The following is an 18,242-nucleotide window of genomic DNA, read 5'->3' on the forward strand; positions in this document are numbered from 1 at the left end:
CATGACCAAATCCCTGTTCGCTGCCCTGTTGGCAGCTACTGCCCTCACGGCCTGCGCCGCTGGTCCCGACTATCGGCCGCCGGTCACGCCCCCCACCGCCGCCGCGCCGTTTATCGGCACGGCAACCCCCGCCGTCAGCGCGGCGGAGGCGCAGGGCGACTGGTGGCGGCTCTATGAAGACCCGCTGCTCGATCGACTGGTCGGCGACGCGCTGAGCGCCAACACTGACATCCGCGTCGCCGTGGCGCGGCTGGAGCGGGCGCGCTCCACCCTGCGCGGCGCGCGCTCGGATCGGCTGCCTTCGACGGGCCTCGACGGCACCGTCACCTATGGCCGGACGGCAGCGGCGCAGAGCTTCCCCGGCATCGACCGGGAGAATCGCACCGTCGATGCGGGGTTCAGCGTCGGCTATGAGGTCGATCTGTTCGGCCGGGTAAAGCGCTCGATCGAGACGGCGCGCGGCGACCTGGGCGCGGCCGAGGCGGATGCCGACGCCGTCCGCGTGGCGGTCGTCGCTGATACGGTGCGCGCCTATGTCGATGCCACCTCTTCGGCCGAGCGGTTGGCCGTGGCGCAGCGCACGGTCGACCTGCTCGATCGCTCGATCCGCATTACCGGCGCGCGTTTCGACGCAGGCCGCTCGGATCGGCTCGATGTGATCCGGGTGACAGCCTTGCGCGACCAGCAAAAGGCGCTGGTGCCGAGCCTTGCCGCCGACCGGGATGCTGCCCTGTTCCGCCTCGCAACGCTGACCGGGCGCACGCCGCAGGATTTGCCCGCCGATATCCGCGCCAGCGTCACCACGCCGCATTTGGCCCAGCCGATTCCGGTGGGCGACGGTCGCGCATTGCTGGCCCGGCGGCCCGATGTCCGCGCCGCCGAACGCCGCCTCGCCGCCGACACGGCGCGGATCGGGGTGGCGACGGCGGACCTCTATCCGCGCATTTCGCTGGGTGGCGCGATCGGCACGACCGCCATCGGCGGCGGCGACATATTGGGCGGCGGCCCGCTGCGCTGGGTGCTGGGACCGCTCATCAACTGGGCCTTCCCCAATCAGGAAGCGATCCGCGCCCGCATCGGGGCGGCGCGCGCCGACAGCGCCGCAACGCTCGCGACCTTCGACGGCACGGTGCTGCGCGCGCTGGAGGAAACCGAAACCGCACTGTCCATCTATGCCCATGCGATGGAACGCCGCGACACGTTGCAGGCCGCACGCAACGCCGCCGATCGCGCCGCCCGCATCAGCCTCGCGCGCCAGCGGGAAGGGCAGATCGATTTCCTGACCGTCCTCGACGCGCAGCGCACGCTCGCGGCTGCCGAAGCGGACCTCGCCTTGGCCGACCGCTCGGTCGCCTTCGCCCAGGTCGATCTGTTCCGTGCCTTGGGCGGCGGCTGGCAACCGCAGACGGTTGGGTAGATTGGCGTCGGCTCGCCGGGCCGAACCCGAAACTCCGTAATTAGCAGGGAACGTCTTCGCGGGACGGGTGGTTACCCTTGTGTCCCGCCCAACCGGAGATTGCCCTTGCCCTTACCCACGCCCTGCATCCTTTCAGCCCATTCCGACCCACATGCGGAGGTTGATCGAATCGATGCAGGAGCGCTGACCGCAGGCGCAGCGGCGGGGTTTGGTGCTCTGTTGTGGCCGATGGCGCAGGGCTGTTTTGGCACAATCGATGACCTGCCTAATGGGCTCCCGCAACAGTGCGCCGACGCTGGTTTAGCGCTGCTGCTCGACATCGACATCGCCCGTTTTCCGATCGATCATCCTTTGGTGGTGGAGCAACCCGCACTGTTCGCGCTGCGCCGGATCGCCGACCGCGAAGGACCGGTCGATCCGCGCGTGGCGATGCCGGCGTCGGGCGAAGCGCGCGCGCGCTTGCGGACCGAAGGGGCTATCGAAGCGCTCATGCCGACGATCGCAGATCGATTGATCGCGCTGCTTGATGGCGGCGTGCAGGGGTTTCGATTCCTGCAGTCTGATCGCATCGCGCCCGCCTTTTTAACTGCGTTGATCGCGCGGCTACGCGCACGCAAGAGCGATGCGCTGGCGATTGCCCATGCGCCGGAACTGCCGCGCGCGACTGCGCAGGCGCTACGGGGCACAGGTCTTGATGGCCTGGTTTCCGCGTTTGGCGGCTGGGACTTGCGGTCCACCAATCTGGTCGAAGAGCGGCACGATGTTGGCGCGATCGCAGCGTTGCTCGCCGAGCCAAAGGCTGCGCAGCTGACCCACGACCATATGACGCGCAGCCTCATCGCGGCGGCCGCCATGTCGGATGGCCTGATCCTGCCGCTGGACGTGATGGTCCGCTATCCCGACCTTGCGAAGCGAGCGGTAGATGTCGTGCGGCAGGCTGCGCCCTTTGCGGGCGAGATGCGGCGGTTGAACGGCGCGGGCAGACCTGTGACCGTGTTTCTCCGCGCCGACACCGGCGATATCCGCGACTGTAGCGCAGCGATGCTGGTGCTGATCAACACCACCGACCGGGCGCAGCCTGCGCCTGCATCGACGGCGCTGCTGTCGACCGCGGGTGCCGCGTTCGCGCCGTTCGGCGACGATATGGTGGCCGAGCTTCAACCTGGGGAGGTACGCATAATGACCGCAGATCGCGCAAAGCCCATTCTTATGGGACCGGTGTCCGGCGGCGCGATCGCCGCGGCGCAAATGCCACGCTTGGTTGTCGAAGATGTTTCGCCGACCGTCGCGGGCGGCTTTCCGGTCAAGCGGGTCGTTGGCGAGGCAGTGAATGTCGAAGCGACCGTCTTTGCTGACGGGCACGAACAACTGGCGGTCGAACTGCTGTGGCGGCCCGCCGATGCTAGCGACTGGACGGCCGTGGCGATGGAGGAATTGCCGAACCTGCGCTGGCAGGCCAGCTTTGCGATGACGCGCATGGGGCGGCATGAGTTCGTCATCGAAGCGTGGCTCGATCGGTTCGGCGGCTTTACCCGCGATTTTCGCAAGAAACTCGACGCAGGCGTAGCGACGGCGGTCGATCGTGCCGAAGGGCGGCTCCTGGTCGAGCAAGCCCGTGACCGATCGAAAGGCATGGCAAAGAAAGACTTGGCGAAATTCGCCACGCAGTTGAAGCGTGATGACGACGCTGCCTTGCTGCTGTCCGACGAACTGGCGGCCGCGATGGCGCAAGCCGATGATCGCCCGCACCGGCTGCGCTCTCCCGTCCAGCCGGTCGATGCCGAGCGGCTGACCGCGCGCTTTTCGAGTTGGTACGAACTGTTCCCACGCTCGCAATCGACTGTGCCGGGGCAGCATGGCACGTTCGACGATGTGATCCCGCGCTTGCCCGCGATCCGCGACATGGGCTTCGACACGCTCTATTTTCCGCCCATCCACCCGATCGGCACCGCCAATCGCAAGGGGCCGAACAATACGCTGACACCCGCGCCGGGCGATCCGGGCAGCCCCTATGCGATCGGCGCGCCCGAAGGCGGGCATGACGCCATCCATCCCGAATTGGGGAGTCTTGAGGATTTCTTGCGGCTGGTCGATGCGGCGCGCGATCACGGCCTGGAAATCGCACTCGACTTCGCGATTCAATGTTCGCCCGATCATCCTGGCTCAAGGAGCATCCGGCTGGTTCGCCTGGCGGCCTGACGGGTCGATGAAATATGCCGAAAATCCGCCAAAGAAATATCAGGATATCGTCAACGTCGAATTCTACGCCAAGGACGCGGTGCCGGGGCTATGGACCGCGCTGCGCGACGTGGTCCTGTTGTGGATCGAACGCGGGGTAAAGACCTTCCGCGTCGACAATCCGCACACCAAGACATTGCCGTTTTGGGAGTGGATGATCGGCGATGTCCGCGCGCGGCATCCCGACGCGATCTTCCTCGCCGAGGCCTTTACCAAGCCCGCTATGATGTACCGGCTGGCCAAGGTGGGCTTTTCGCAAAGCTACACCTATTTCACCTGGCGCGACGAGAAGGCCGAACTGACCGATTACATCACCGAGTTGACGACCACCGCGCCCAAGGAATTTTACCGGCCGCATTTCTTCGTCAACACGCCCGACATCAACCCGCTGTTCCTGCAGACTTCGGGCCGTCCGGGCTTCCGCATCCGTGCGGTGCTGGCGGCGACCTTATCGGGGCTGTTCGGCGTCTATTCGGGCTTCGAACTGTGCGAGGCCGCGCCCGTGCCGGGCAAGGAAGAATATCTCGATTCCGAGAAATATGAGATTCGCCAGCGCGACTGGACCGCGCCGGGCAATATCATCGCCGACATCACGATGCTTAACCGCCTGCGCCGCGCTTACCCCGCGTTGCAGACGCATCTGAACACGCGCTTTTACGCCGTGCAGAACGACCGGATCATCTATTACGCCAAGCCTGCGCCCGATGGGGCCGACATGATCCTGGTGATGGTCAGCCTCGACCCGCACCATGCGCAGGAAGCCGCCTTTGAAGTACCGCTCTGGGAGTTCGGCCTGTCCGACACCGCCAGCATCGCGGTCGAGGATCTCGCCGAGGGCCATCGTTTCGACTGGCATGGCAAGACCCAGCATATCCGCCTCGAACCCGACCTACCTTATCGCATTTGGCGCATCGCGCCGGGAGAACCCGTATGACCGCGCTCGACCAGGATCCCCTCTGGTACAAGGACGCCGTCATCTATCAGGTGCACGTCAAGTCCTTCTTCGATTCCAATAATGATGGCATCGGCGATTTCGCCGGGCTGATGGCGAAGCTGGATTATATCGCTGAACTCGGCGTCACCGCGATCTGGCTGCTGCCCTTCTACCCCAGCCCGCGCCGCGACGATGGCTATGACATCGGCGAATATCGCGAGGTCAGCCCCGATTACGGGACGATGGACGACGCCCGCGCGTTTATCGAGGCGGCGCATGCGCGCGGGATGCGCGTGATCACCGAATTGGTGATCAACCACACCTCGGACCAGCACCCCTGGTTTCAGGCAGCGCGCAAGGCACCTGCGGGTAGCCCGGAGCGCGATTTCTATGTCTGGTCGGACAGCGACAAACTCTATTCGGGCACACGCATCATCTTTTGCGACACCGAAAAGTCGAACTGGACCTGGGACGACGAGGCGCAGGCCTATTTCTGGCATCGCTTCTATTCGCACCAGCCCGACCTCAATTTCGACAATCCCAAAGTGCTCGAAGAAGTGCTGTCGGTGATGCATTTCTGGCTCGACGCCGGGGTCGACGGGCTGCGGCTCGACGCCATCCCCTATCTGATCGAGCGCGACGGCACGTCGAACGAGAATCTGCCCGAAACACATGAAGTGCTGAAGAAAATCCGCGCCGATCTCGACGCGCATTATCCTGACCGGATGCTGCTGGCCGAGGCCAATATGTGGCCCGAAGATACCCAGCAATATTTCGGCGACACCAACGATCAGGGCTATGGCGACGAATGCCATATGTCGTTCCACTTTCCGCTGATGCCGCGCATGTACATGGCAGTGGCGCAGGAGGATCGCTTCCCGATCACCGACATCATGCGCCAGACGCCCGACATTCCCGACAACTGCCAATGGGCGATCTTCCTGCGCAACCATGACGAACTGACGCTTGAAATGGTGACCGATCAGGAGCGGGATTACCTGTGGAACACCTATGCCGCCGACAAGCGCGCGCGGATCAACCTCGGCATCCGTCGCCGCCTCGCGCCGCTGATGGAACGCGATCGTCGCCGGATCGAGCTGATGAACGCGCTGCTGCTGACGATGCCGGGCACACCGGTGCTCTATTATGGTGACGAGATCGGGATGGGCGACAATGTCTATCTCGGCGATCGCGACGGGGTGCGCACGCCGATGCAATGGTCGTCGGATCGCAATGGCGGCTTCTCGCGCGCCGATCCCGCCAGCCTGACGCTGCCCGCGATCATGGACCCGCTCTATGGGTTCCAGGCCGTGAGTGTCGAGGCGCAGGAGCGCGACCAGCATTCGATGCTCAACTGGGTCAAGCGGATGCTGGCGGTGCGCCGCGAGCATCAGGCGTTCGGGCGCGGCACGCAGCGTTTCCTGCGCCCCGCCAACCGCAAGATCCTGGCCTATCTGCGCGAATTGGACGGCGAAGTGGTGTTGTGCGTCGCTAACCTGGGCCGCACGGCGCAGGCGGTCGAACTCGACCTGCATGAATTCGTCGGCCGCACTCCGGTCGAAATGTCGGGTGGCGCAACCTTCCCGGCGATCGGCCAACTGCCCTATCTGCTGACGCTGCCTCCCTATGGCTTCCTGTGGTTCAAACTGGCCAATGACGAGGCGGCACCCGACTGGTCGAGCGCGGCCCCGGCCGCCGACGTCGAACGCTATACCTTCGTACTGCGCCCGGACCTTGCAGGCGTGACGCAGGGCCGCAACGCGCAGGTGCTGGAGGGCGAAATCCTGCCAGCCTATGTCCCGCATCGCCGCTGGTTCGGCGAGAAGGACGAGACGATCGGGCAGGTGCGCGTCGCGCGGACGATCGCGATGCCGCAGGCGAGCGATCTGGTGCTGACCATCATCGAGGTCACCACGGACGCAGGTACGCAGACCTATACGCTGCCGCTGGGTATCGCCTGGGAAGGCGAGCAATATGGCCCATTTGCCTCGAACCTGGCGATCGGCCGGGTGCGGCGCGAACGGCGCGTGGGGTTGTTGACCGATGGCTTCGCGGTCGCCGAATTTGCCGAAGCGGTGATCGGCGCGCTCAAGCGCGGCGATGCCGTGGCGGTCGATGGCGGGACGCTGCGCTTCACCGCCACGGACGCGCTCGACATCGAGCCTGATGCCGTGCCCGAATGGATCGGCGCCGAACAATCGAACAGCACGATGGTGCTTGGCGAACGCGCGGTCCTGAAATTGTTGCGCAAGGTGCAGCCGGGCGTCCATCCCGATGCCGAGATGGTGCGCTATCTCGCCGCCAAGGGCTTTGAGAATGTGCCCGCGATCCTGGGTGAGGTTTGGCTCGATGAGGGCGACACTTCTACCCTGCTGATGCTGGTCCAGCGCTTCGTCTATAATCAGGGCGATGGCTGGGCATGGACGCTGAGCATGCTCGACCGGCTGGCGACCGATGCCGACTGGAGTTCGTCGAACTACGAGAATTTCGCGTGCAATATCGGGTGCCGTGTCGCGGAAATGCACGGTGTATTGGCAGCGCCGAGCGACGACGCGGCCTTCGCGCCTGAAGCGATGACGCTGGCCGATGCCGATCGGCTGTCGGGTCGGATCGAGGGACAGGTCGATAAGGCGCTGGGGTCGCTTGGAACGGCGACGCTCAGTGAGGCTGAGGCCGAAGCTGCCGCCTATCTGCGCGACAATCGGTCGGCGCTGATGGACCGCATCAAGGCAGTCGCGCGACAGGCCGAGGGTCGCACCCGCACCCGTATCCATGGCGATCTGCATCTGGGCCAGATGCTGGTGACCGGCAGCGACGTGATGCTGATCGACTTTGAAGGCGAACCCGTGCGCTCGCTCGATGAGCGCCGCGCCAAGGATTTGCCGGAGCGCGACATCGCCGGCGTCCTGCGGTCGTTCGATTATGCCGCCGCCGTCGCCGAGCGCGCCCGCCCAGCCATGACCGACACCGACGAAGCCCGCACCGATGCGCGCTACGAGGATTTCCGTCGCAGCGCCTGCCAGGCGTTCATCGACGGCTATCAGGGCGTGTCGCAGGCGATCGACACACCGCTGCTCGACCTGATGATCCTCGAAAAGGCCGCCTATGAAGTCGCCTATGAGGCGGCCAATCGGCCCGCCTGGATCGGCGTGCCGATCGCCGGTCTGGCGCGCGCCGCCCAAAGCCTGCTGCAGGAGACATCGGCATGAACGCGCGCCATGAATTGCTGGGGGCGACAGCCGCCTTGCTCGAAAGTCGATTGGACGACCCGTTCGCGATGCTGGGCGCGCATGATGGCGAAGTACGGACATTCCAGCCCGGTGCCCAAGCGGTGACGCTGATCGCGCGCGATGACAGCCGCGCGATCGGCGCGCTCGACGAGCTTGCCCCCGGCTTGTTCGTTGGTCGGCTGGACAAAGATGTCCCCTATGCGCTGCGCATCGCCTGGCCGGGCGGCGCGGTGCAGGAAACCGAAGACCCTTATGGCTTTGGACTGGTGCTGGGCGATCTCGATTTGCATCTGTTCAACGAGGGACGGCATCTTGACCTCGCGCGCGTCATGGGCGCGCATCCCAAAATGATCGACGGCATCGACGGCGTTGCCTTTTCGGTCTGGGCACCCAATGCCCGCCGGGCATCGGTGGTGGGCGACTTCAACGGCTGGGACGGACGACGGCACCCCATGCGGCTGCGCCTGGGGGCTGGCGTATGGGAATTGTTCGTGCCACGCATCGGTGCTGGCACCCATTATAAGTTCGAGATCGCCGGAGCCGATGGCAGCATCGTGCAAAAGGCCGACCCGTTGGCGCGCCAGACCGAAATGCCACCCGCGACCGGATCGATCGTCGCGCCAGCGCCGGACTATGTCTGGTCCGATGCCGACTGGCTCGCCGAGCGCGCCGCGCGCCATGCGCCCGATGCGCCGATCTCGATCTACGAGGTGCATCCCGCCTCCTGGCTGCGGCCGGGTGACGATCCCACAGGCACGCTCGACTGGCAGGCGCTGGGCGATCGGCTGATCCCCTATGTTGTCGATATGGGCTTTACCCATGTCGAATTGCTGCCGATCATGGAACATCCCTTCGGCGGGTCATGGGGCTATCAGCCGCTGTCGCAATTCGCGCCCTCGGCGCGCTTCGGGCGGCCCGACCAGTTTGCAGGCTTCGTGGATGCCTGCCATCGCTCCGGCATCGGCGTGATCCTCGATTGGGTGCCCGCGCATTTCCCGACCGATGCGCATGGCCTCGCGCATTTCGACGGGACGCCGCTCTATGAACATGCCGATCCGCGCGAGGGGTTCCATCAGGATTGGAACACGCTGATCTATAATCTGGGTCGGCGCGAAGTGTCGGGCTTCCTGCTCGCTTCGGCCTTCTGGTGGCTCGAAACCTTCCATGTCGATGGGCTGCGCGTCGATGCGGTCGCGTCGATGCTGTACCGCGATTACAGCCGTGACGCTGGCGAATGGGTGCCCAACATCCATGGTGGGCGGGAGAATCTCGAATCGGTCGAATTCCTCAAGCGGATGAACAGCGTCGTTGCCGAACGCTTCCCCGGCGTGATGACGATCGCCGAGGAATCGACCGCGTGGCCCGGCGTGTCGGCCCCAGTGCCGCAGGGCGGCTTGGGCTTTTCCTATAAATGGAACATGGGCTGGATGCACGATACGCTCCAATATGTGGAGCGCGACCCACTCTATCGCCGCTGGCATCATGGCGAACTGACCTTCGGGATGGTCTATGCCTATTCCGAAAAATTCGTGTTGCCGATCAGCCATGACGAGGTCGTCCATGGCAAGGGATCGCTGATCGGCAAGATGCCCGGCGATCGCTGGCGGCAATTCGCCAATCTCCGCGCCTATTTCAGCTTCATGTGGACGCATCCGGGCAAGAAACTGCTCTTCATGGGCTGCGAGATCGCACAGGATATCGAATGGAACCATGACACCCAGGTCTCATGGGATCTGCTCGACCAGCCCGAGCATGCTTCGATGCAGCGGCTGCTGCGCGACCTGAACCACCTCTATACGAAGGAACCGGCCCTGCATGCGCGGGATGCCGATCCGTCGGGCTTCCAGTGGATTGTCGGGGCCGATGCCGAACGCAGCATCCTCGTCTATGCCCGCCATGGCGCGCCGGGCGCCGCGCCGGTGGTGGTGGTCATCAACATGAGCCCCGATCCGCAGCATGACTATTGCATCGGCCTGCCGCGCGCGGGGCAGTGGCGCGAAATACTCAATAGCGATGCCGACATGTATGGCGGCGGGAACATCGGCAATGGCGGAATGGTTCATGCCTCCGCCGATCCGGCCGATGGCCAGCCCGCCAGCGCTGTCATCGTCGTCCCGCCGCTTGCCGGTTTGGTGCTCCGTTTCGAAGGAACCGACAGTTGAACTCACTTCCCGACCGGCTCGAATCCGGGTCAGCCTATCCTCTTGGTGCATCGTTTGACGGCTTGGGCGTCAACTTTGCGGTATTCTCGGCCCATGCCGAGAAAATCGAACTCTGTGTCTTCGATGAAACCGGGCGGCGGGAACTGCGCCGCTACGAACTGCCCGAATGGACCGATGAAGTCTGGCACGGCTACCTGCCCGATGCGGGGCCTGGGCTGCTCTATGGCTATCGCGCGCATGGCCGTTATGCGCCGGAAGAGGGGCACAGGTTCAATGCGAACAAGCTACTGCTTGATCCCTACGCGCGCAAATTGTCGGGGCCGGTGCGCTGGACCGACGCGCTGCACGGCTATCAGGTGCGCTCGAAGCGCGAGGATCTGAGCTTCGACCGCCGCGACAGCGCGCTCGCCATGCCCAAGGCGGTGGTGGTCGATGATCATTTCGACTGGTCGCGCGATGTGAAGCCCAACACGCCCTGGTCCGAAACGGTGATTTACGAAGCGCACGTCAAGGGCCTGACCAAGCTGTTCGACCTGGTGCCACCGCGCGAGCGGGGCACCTATGCGGCGCTCGGCCATCCCAAGGTGATCGAGCATTTGAAGCGCATCGGCGTGACCGCGCTCGAACTGATGCCGATCCATGCCTTCACCCAGGATCGCTTCCTGCAGGAAAAGGGGCTGCGCAACTATTGGGGCTATAATACGCTCGGCTTCTTCGCGCCTGAACAAAGCTATTTCGCGACGGATACGCAGGACGAACTGCGCCGCGCGGTCCGCCGCCTCCATGCCGCGGGGATCGAGGTGATCCTCGATGTCGTCTATAACCACACCTGCGAAGGCTCCGAGCGCGGGCCGACTTTGTCGTGGCGTGGGCTCGACAATGCGACCTATTACCGGCTGCTGCCCGATAATCTGCGCTATTCGATCAACGACACCGGCACCGGCAACACGCTGAACCTGTCCAAGGCGCGGGTGATCCAGATGGTGGCCGACAGCCTGCGCTATTGGGCGACCAGTTTCGGGATCGACGGCTTCCGTTTCGATCTGGGGCTGACGCTGGGGCGGGAGGATCATGGTTTCGATCCAGGCGCGGCCTTCTTCGACGTGCTGCGACAGGATCCGGTGCTGGGACGGCTGAAGCTGATGACCGAGCCGTGGGACATCGGCCCCGGCGGCTATCAACTCGGAAACTTCCCGCCCTCCTTCGCGGAATGGAACGACAAATATCGCGATACCGTGCGCAAATTCTGGCGCGGCGACCCGTCGCAACGGGGCGATCTGGCAGCGCGGCTGGCGGGGTCGGGCGACCTGTTCGACCGGCGCGCCCGGCGTCCCTGGGCCAGCATCAACCTGATCGGCGCGCATGATGGCTTCACCCTGGCCGACACCGTCGCCTATGAACAGCGCCACAATGAAGCCAATGGCGAGGATAATCGCGACGGCCATTCGGAAAATTATTCGCGCAACTGGGGCGCGGAGGGGCCAACCGACGATCCCGACATCAACCATGCCCGGGCGCGGGTTATGCGCTCGATGCTGACGACGCTGCTCACTTCGCTCGGCACGCCGATGCTGGTGGCGGGCGACGAGTTCGGCCGGACTCAGAACGGCAATAACAACGCCTATTGCCAGGATAATGAGATTAGCTGGCTCGATTGGGACCAGGCGCGCTCGCCCGAAGGTGAGGCGCTGATCGATTTCACCGCGCGGCTGGCCGCGCTGCGTCGGCGCTATCCGATGCTGCGCGCGGGCAATTTCCTCTATGGCGATGGATCGCCGGGGCAGGGCATTGACGATCTGGCCTGGTGGGATGAACGCGGCGAGCAACTTTCGCCGGAAGATTGGGACAATCCCGACGGCCGCGCGCTCGTGATGCGCCGGTCGATCCGGCTGGACAGCGGCGAAATCGAGTCGGTTACATTGCTGCTTAACGCCTCACCCGAACCGATCCTGTTCAAGCTGCCGCCCCCCGATGGGCAGCGCATGGTGATGATCGACAGCGCCAAGCCCGAACAGGAGCCGTCCGAAGTCATGGATGGCGAATATGAGGTCGGCCCGCAGGGGGCCGCGCTGCTGACATGGAAGATGGCCGCCGAATGACCCATTGGGGACCAGTCCTACTGACGCCCGAGCGCACACGCTTCCGCCTTTGGGCACCCGATCGCGATGCGGTGACGCTGGAGATCGACGGGGCCGCGCCGGTGGCGATGGCGCGTGAGGCCGATGGCTGGTTCGCGGTCGAGGCGGCGGCGGGGGCGGGGACGCGCTATCGCTTCCGGCTCGACGCCGATCTGGCGGTGCCAGACCCTGCCTCGCGCGGCCAGTCGGGGGGCGTCCATGGCTGGAGCGTCGTTGTCGATCCCGGCACCTATCGTTGGCAGACCGACGATTGGCGCGGTCGACCGTGGGAAGAGGCGGTCATATGGGAAGTGCATGTGGGAACGCTCGGCGGCTTTGCGGGCGTGGCGGAAACGCTGCCCGCGCTCGCTGACCTTGGCATCACCGCGATCGAACTGATGCCGGCCAATGCCTTCGGCGGCACCCGCAATTGGGGTTATGACGGCGTATTACCGTTCGCGCCTGCGGAAAGCTATGGCACGCCCGATGACCTCAAAGCGCTGATCGATCGCGCCCATGGCCTGGGGCTGATGGTGTTCCTCGACGTGGTCTATAATCATTTCGGGCCGGACGGAAATTATCTGGGGGCTTACGCGGCGGGCTTTTTCGACGCCGAGGTGCATACGCCATGGGGCGGGGCGGTCGCGGTCGAAACGCCTGCGGTTCATGCCTTCTTCCGCGAAAATGCGTCGATGTGGCTGAACGACTATCGCTTCGACGGGCTGCGGTTCGACGCAGTACATGCGATCGGCAATGCGGATTTTCTGGACGAGTTGGCAGGCGAATTACGCGCGGTGACCGGCCCAGACCGGCATGTCCATCTGGTGCTGGAGAATGAACATAACGATGCCGACCGCCTGACCCCCGCGCGCTACGACGCGCAATGGAATGATGATTTCCACAATGTCCTGCATGTGTTGCTGACCGGCGAGACCAGCGGCTATTATGCCGACTTCGCCGAGCGTCCCGCCGAGCGGCTGGCGCGCTGCTTGGGCGAGGGCTTCATCTATCAGGGCGAAGGATCGCCCAACCATGACGGCAAGCCCCGGGGGACGCCGAGCGCGCACCTGCCGCCGACGGCCTTCGTGTCGTTCCTGCAAAATCACGACCAGATCGGCAACCGCGCCATGGGTGAGCGGCTGACGCTGCTGGCCGATCCCGCCAAGCTGCGCGCGGCGACCGCGCTGCTGCTGCTGTCGCCGCAAATACCCTTGCTGTTCATGGGCGATGAGCATGGCAGCCAATCGCCTTTCCTGTTCTTCACCGATTTCCATGATGACCTGGCCGATGCCGTGCGTGAAGGGCGTCGTCGCGAGTTCGCCCAGTTTGCGGCCTTCGCCGATCCGGCGGCGCGCGCGCGGATACCCGATCCCAATGCCGAAGCCACGTTCGCGCAATCGCGCGCCATGCCGGGGCCATCGGCGGACGCGTGGCGGGCGCTCTATGCGCAATTGCTGGCGCTGCGGCGCGATGTGATCGTGCCGCGCCTCAAGGGCGCGCAGGCGATCGGGGCCGAGGCGGTCGCGAGGGCGCGGTGACCGCCCGCTGGCGCATGGGCGACGGGGCCACGCTGACCCTCGCCATCAATCTGGCGGATCAGCCAGCGGCCTTTCCAGAGATGGCCGATCCGCTGTTCGCGCTGGGCGAAGCCGGATCACCAGGCAGCTTTGGCGCGTGGATCGACCGATGAGCCTGCTCCATGATCTGGCGCAAGCCGCTGGCCTGCAGATCGACTGGGAAGATGCCATGGGCGCGCCGCAGCGCGTGTCGGATGCGTCGCTGATCGCGATCCTCGCGGCGCTCGGCTACCCCGCCGGCAGCGACGCCGCGATGGCCGACAGCCTGGCGCGGATCGCGCAGGACCACGACAGCGCCTGCGGCTTCGTATCTGCGGTAGTGGGCGAACCGTTGCTGCTTCCGACTGCCTGTGGCGAAGCGGGGCCTGCCACACTGATCCTTGAAGACGGCACCCGCCGGGACATCATGGTCGAGGCCACCAATGCGGGCCTGCGCGTCCCCGCGATCGATATAATAGGCTATCACCGCCTGATCCTTGGCGCGCGGGACATCCGCGTTGCCATCGCCCCGCCGCGCTGTTTCTCGATCGAGGACGCCGTCGGCGACCGCCGCCTCTGGGGACCGGCGGTGCAGATCGCAGCGCTGCGCGACGATAGCGACAGCGCCTTTGGTGATTTCGGCACTTTGGCTCGAACCGCGCGCGCCTTTGCCGCGCGCGGCGCCGACGCGATCGCCATTAGTCCCGTGCATGCGCTGTTCCCCGCCGACGCCAGCCGGTTCAGCCCCTATGCGCCTTCGACCCGGCTGTTCCTGAATGTCCTCTACGCGGATCCGGCCCTGGTCGGTGCCGAGGCTGCAGCGTCGGAAACCGGTGACCTGATCGACTGGAAGAACGCCATCCCCGACCGGCTGCGGATGCTACGCCAGGCCTATGACCGCCGATCCGAAGCGGTGCGCGCCGATGTGGCGGCTTATGCGGCGAAGGGTGGCGAAGACCTCGAACGCCATGCCCGCTTCGACGCACTCCACGCCCATTTCTTCGCGGAAACGGGCGCGCAGGCTGGCGCGACTGGCCCGCCGACTATCACGATCCCCATGGCGCGGCGGTCACCCGCTTTTCTGCCGAACATGCCGATGCGGTCGGCTTCTATTTGTTCCTCCAATGGCTCGCAAAGCGCAGCCTGGACGAAGCCCAGCGCGCCGCGATCGACAGCGGCATGGCGCTGGGGCTGATCGCCGATCTGGCGGTCGGCATGGATTCGGGCGGCAGCCACGCCTGGAGCCGTCCCGACGATCTGCTCACCGGCCTGTCGATCGGCGCGCCACCCGATTTGCTGGGACCGGACGGGCAAAGCTGGGGCATCACCGGCTTTTCGCCGCTGGCATTGCAGCGAACCGGCTTTGAACCCTTCATCGCGACGCTGCGCGCGGCGCTCGATCATGCCGGTGGCATCCGCATCGACCATGCGCTGGGGTTGCGGCGCTTATGGGTCGTGCCCGAAGGCGCATCACCGACCGAAGGCGCTTATCTGGCCATGCCCGTCGATGACCTGTTCCGCCTGATCGCGCTCGAATCACATCGCGCGCGCGCCGTGGTGATCGGCGAGGATTTGGGCACCGTGCCTGAAGGCTTCCGCCCGGCAATGGACGCCATGGCCATGCTCGGCATGCGCGTCCTGTGGTTTGAACGGAACGCGGAGGGCGGTTTCCTGCCCGCCAAAGATTATGCCACCGATGCAGCCGCCATGACGGGCACGCATGATTTGGCCACCGTCGCAGGCTGGTGGCGCGGCCGTGATATCGAATGGCAGTGGCAGCTCGGCCGCACCTCGCGCGCCGCCAATGAGGCCGCTGATCAGGCCGCGCGCGCCGACGAACGCACCAGCTTGTGGGCCGCCCTGGTTGCAGCAGGCGTGGCCGAAGGGCGACAACCCGCCCCCGACGATCCCGGCCGCGTCATCGACGCCGCGCTCGCCTTCATCGGGCGCACACCATCGGTGCTGGCGATCGTACCGATGGAGGACGTCATCGGCGCGGTCGAACAGCCCAATTTGCCCGGCACGATTGACGAACATCCCAATTGGCGTCGCCGCATGCCCGCAGCGACCGGCACGTTACTTGCCCGTCCCGATATTGCCGCGCGCCTCGCCGCCTTCGACACGGAAAGACGATCATGACCCCGCGCGCTACTTACCGCTTCCAATTCCACAAGGCCTTCACCTTCGCCGATGCCGAGGCGCTGGTCCCCTATCTCGCCGATCTCGGCATCAGCCATCTTTACGCCTCGCCGATCACCACCGCGCGGGCGGGATCGACGCATGGTTATGACGTGGTCGATCCGACGACGATCAATCCCGAACTGGGCGGCGAACCGGCCTTTCGCAGTCTGGTCGCGGCGTTGCGCGCGCATGAACTGGGGATCATCATCGACATCGTGCCCAATCATATGGGCGTCGCGGGTGGCGGCAATCCGTGGTGGAACGACGTGCTGGCGCGCGGCCCGGCGAGCGACCATGCGCGGGTGTTCGACATCGACTGGCGGCGCAAGCTGGTGCTGCCGATCCTCGGTGATCCGCTGCCGACCGCGCTGGCGCAGGGCGACATCACGCTGGAGCGCGACGGCGACCTATGGTTCGTGTCGGCCTATGGCGAGCATCGCTTCCCGATCCGCCCGGAAGATCAGGACGGACTGGATGCCTCAGCCGACATCGCCGCGCTGCTCGATCGCCAGCATTATCGACTGGCCTCATGGCGCACCGCCAATGATGATCTCAACTGGCGGCGCTTCTTCACGATCAACGAGCTGGCCGGGGTGCGGATCGAAGACCCCCACGTCTTCGAGGCGGCTCATGCGCTCTATTTCCAGCTTTATGCCGAGGGACTGATCGATGGTGTGCGGGTCGATCATGTCGACGGGTTGACCGATCCGGCGGGCTATTGCCGCCAGTTGCGCACCCGGCTCGATGCGATCGAGCGCCCAAACGACGCCCCCACCGGACCCGCCTATATCGTTGTCGAGAAGATATTGGGGCCGGGCGAACCGCTCGCGACGGATTGGGGCATCGACGGCACCAGCGGCTATGATTTCATGGAGGAAGTCGCCGCCCTGCTGCACGCGCCCGAAGGCGAAGCGCCGCTTGGTGCCTTATGGGAAAGCATCAGCAACCGCAGCGCGCTGTTCGCGCCGGAAGAATTGCAAGCGCGGCAGGACATGCTGTCCTGGCAATTTGAGGGCCAGTTGTCGGCCTGTGTCGCAGCGTTCGCGCCGCTGGCCGAGCCTTTGGGCCTTACGACGGGCATGGTGCGCCGCGCGATCGAGCGGCTGCTGTGGGTGTTCCCGGTCTATCGCACCTATGGCACTGGCGATGCCGCGCCGGCAATCGACGAAACGATCCGTGCCGAGGCGCGCCGCCGGGTCGCGCGGTTCGTGCCGCCAGGCGAAGGACCGGTCATCGACGCAATGCTCGACTGGCTGGCGGGCACCGGGCCGGGCGATGGGACGCAGGTTGCCGATGCGGTGCGCCGCTTCCAGCAATTGTCCGCACCCATCGCGGCCAAGGCGGTCGAGGACACGGCTTTCTATCGCTATGGTCGGCTGCTCTCGCGCAACGATGTCGGCTTCGACGCCGCTTGCTTCGCAATGCCGGTCGCGCAGTTCCACACCGTCGCCGCCGCACGGGGCAGGGACTTCCCCGGCGCAATGCTGGCGACCGCGACCCACGACCACAAGCGCGGCGAAGATGTCCGCGCGCGCCTCGCGGTGCTGAGCGAAATCCCCGATGTCTGGCGCGATCATGTCGCGACGTGGGAGCAGATAGTGCCGGAAGAAGGCGTCGATCCCGCCGATCGCTACATGCTCTACCAGACGCTGTTCGGGGCCTGGCCCGAAGACCTGGACGCCACCGACACCGCAGGCCTCGCCGCGTTTGCCGAGCGCGTGAACGCCTGGCAGGACAAGGCACTGCGCGAGGCCAAGCTGCGCTCGTCCTGGGAAGCACCCGACCAGGCCTATGAGGCCAGCGCGCGCGCGCTGGTCGAACGCCTGCTCGATCCCGCCCAATCGCCTGCGTTCCTTGCCGACATGGCGGCACTGGTGGCGTTCGCGATGCCCGCCGCTCAGGCCAATACGCTTGTGCAGACGGCTTTGCGCTACACCGTGCCGGGCGTCCCCGATCTCTATCAGGGCACCGAATTACTCGACCTCAGCCTGGTCGATCCCGACAATCGCCGCCCGGTCGATTATGATCGTCGGCGGACGATGATCGAGAGGGACGCAAGCGCCAAGTTCGCCCTCATCCGCGATCTGCTGGCGCTCCGCCGCGCGGACCCAGCGCTGTTTGCGCAGGGCAATTACACACCTGTCTCAGCTACTGGCGCGCGCGCGGGCAATATCCTCGCGTTCGAACGGCGTCATGGCAGCTCCCGGCTGATCTGCGCCGTGGCACTGCGTTGCGCCGCCCCATTGGTCGGCACCACCGCGATCGTACCGCCGTCGTCCTGGTGGGGGGACACCCGTTTGCAGATAGGTGAGACCATGGTCGACGCTGCGGATCTGTTCGCGCACGAACCCGTTTATGTCCGTGTCATCGACGCGCAGGACAAGGACCAGGCATGAAGATGAGGAGC

The 18,242-nt window shown here is 65.3% G+C and carries 10 protein-coding genes and 1 pseudogene; all 11 read left to right on the forward strand.

Annotated features, from left to right (window positions below):
• Position 1 precedes the first annotated feature (1 nt).
• The 11 genes and pseudogenes from BF95_RS13950 (at position 2) to treY (ending at position 18,231) form a co-directional block, all read left to right on the forward strand.
• Positions 2 to 1,417 (forward strand): efflux transporter outer membrane subunit, encoded by a 1,416-nt coding sequence (locus BF95_RS13950; RefSeq protein WP_043152014.1) that lies wholly within the window; start codon positions 2 to 4, stop codon positions 1,415 to 1,417.
• 105 nt (positions 1,418 to 1,522) lie between these two features.
• Positions 1,523 to 3,616, forward strand: coding sequence for a maltotransferase domain-containing protein (locus BF95_RS28290; protein ID WP_200866968.1), 2,094 nt, complete (start codon positions 1,523 to 1,525; stop codon positions 3,614 to 3,616).
• A gap of 7 nt (positions 3,617 to 3,623) precedes the next feature.
• Positions 3,624 to 4,589, forward strand: a complete 966-nt coding sequence (locus BF95_RS28295; protein ID WP_200866969.1) for a hypothetical protein — start codon at positions 3,624 to 3,626, stop codon at positions 4,587 to 4,589.
• A complete protein-coding gene (treS, locus tag BF95_RS13960) occupies positions 4,586 to 7,798 on the forward strand; it encodes a maltose alpha-D-glucosyltransferase (protein ID WP_043152015.1) in 3,213 nt (1,070 codons plus the stop codon). The genes BF95_RS28295 and treS overlap by 4 nt, the downstream gene beginning before the upstream one ends.
• Positions 7,795 to 9,981 (forward strand): 1,4-alpha-glucan branching protein GlgB, encoded by a 2,187-nt coding sequence (glgB, locus tag BF95_RS13965; RefSeq protein ID WP_051520025.1) that lies wholly within the window; start codon positions 7,795 to 7,797, stop codon positions 9,979 to 9,981. The genes treS and glgB overlap by 4 nt, the downstream gene beginning before the upstream one ends.
• Entirely contained in the window at positions 9,978 to 12,080 is a 2,103-nt protein-coding gene (gene glgX / locus BF95_RS13970) for a glycogen debranching protein GlgX (RefSeq protein WP_043152017.1), read from the forward strand. The genes glgB and glgX overlap by 4 nt, the downstream gene beginning before the upstream one ends.
• The gene (gene treZ, locus BF95_RS13975; RefSeq protein WP_235209756.1) at positions 12,077 to 13,636 is read left to right on the forward strand and encodes a malto-oligosyltrehalose trehalohydrolase; all 1,560 of its coding nucleotides are present in this window, start codon (positions 12,077 to 12,079) and stop codon (positions 13,634 to 13,636) included. The genes glgX and treZ overlap by 4 nt, the downstream gene beginning before the upstream one ends.
• The gene (locus BF95_RS29265) at positions 13,633 to 13,788 is read left to right on the forward strand and encodes a DUF3459 domain-containing protein (protein ID WP_235209757.1); all 156 of its coding nucleotides are present in this window, start codon (positions 13,633 to 13,635) and stop codon (positions 13,786 to 13,788) included. Before treZ ends, BF95_RS29265 begins: the two co-directional genes overlap by 4 nt.
• A 293-nt stretch (positions 13,789 to 14,081) precedes the next feature.
• Positions 14,082 to 14,591: pseudogene (locus BF95_RS30370) on the forward strand (4-alpha-glucanotransferase); the annotation flags it as partial.
• On the forward strand, positions 14,558 to 15,793 hold the full coding sequence (malQ, locus tag BF95_RS13980; RefSeq protein ID WP_268747176.1) for a 4-alpha-glucanotransferase: 1,236 nt from the start codon (positions 14,558 to 14,560) through the stop codon (positions 15,791 to 15,793). The pseudogene BF95_RS30370 and the gene malQ, both read left to right, overlap by 34 nt.
• Positions 15,790 to 18,231, forward strand: coding sequence for a malto-oligosyltrehalose synthase (gene treY, locus BF95_RS13985; RefSeq protein ID WP_043152018.1), 2,442 nt, complete (start codon positions 15,790 to 15,792; stop codon positions 18,229 to 18,231). Before malQ ends, treY begins: the two co-directional genes overlap by 4 nt.
• The last annotated feature ends 11 nt before the right edge of the window (positions 18,232 to 18,242 follow it).

It is taken from the genome of Sphingobium sp. Ant17 (assembly GCF_000588875.1).
In the GTDB taxonomy this organism is placed as follows: domain Bacteria; phylum Pseudomonadota; class Alphaproteobacteria; order Sphingomonadales; family Sphingomonadaceae; genus Sphingobium.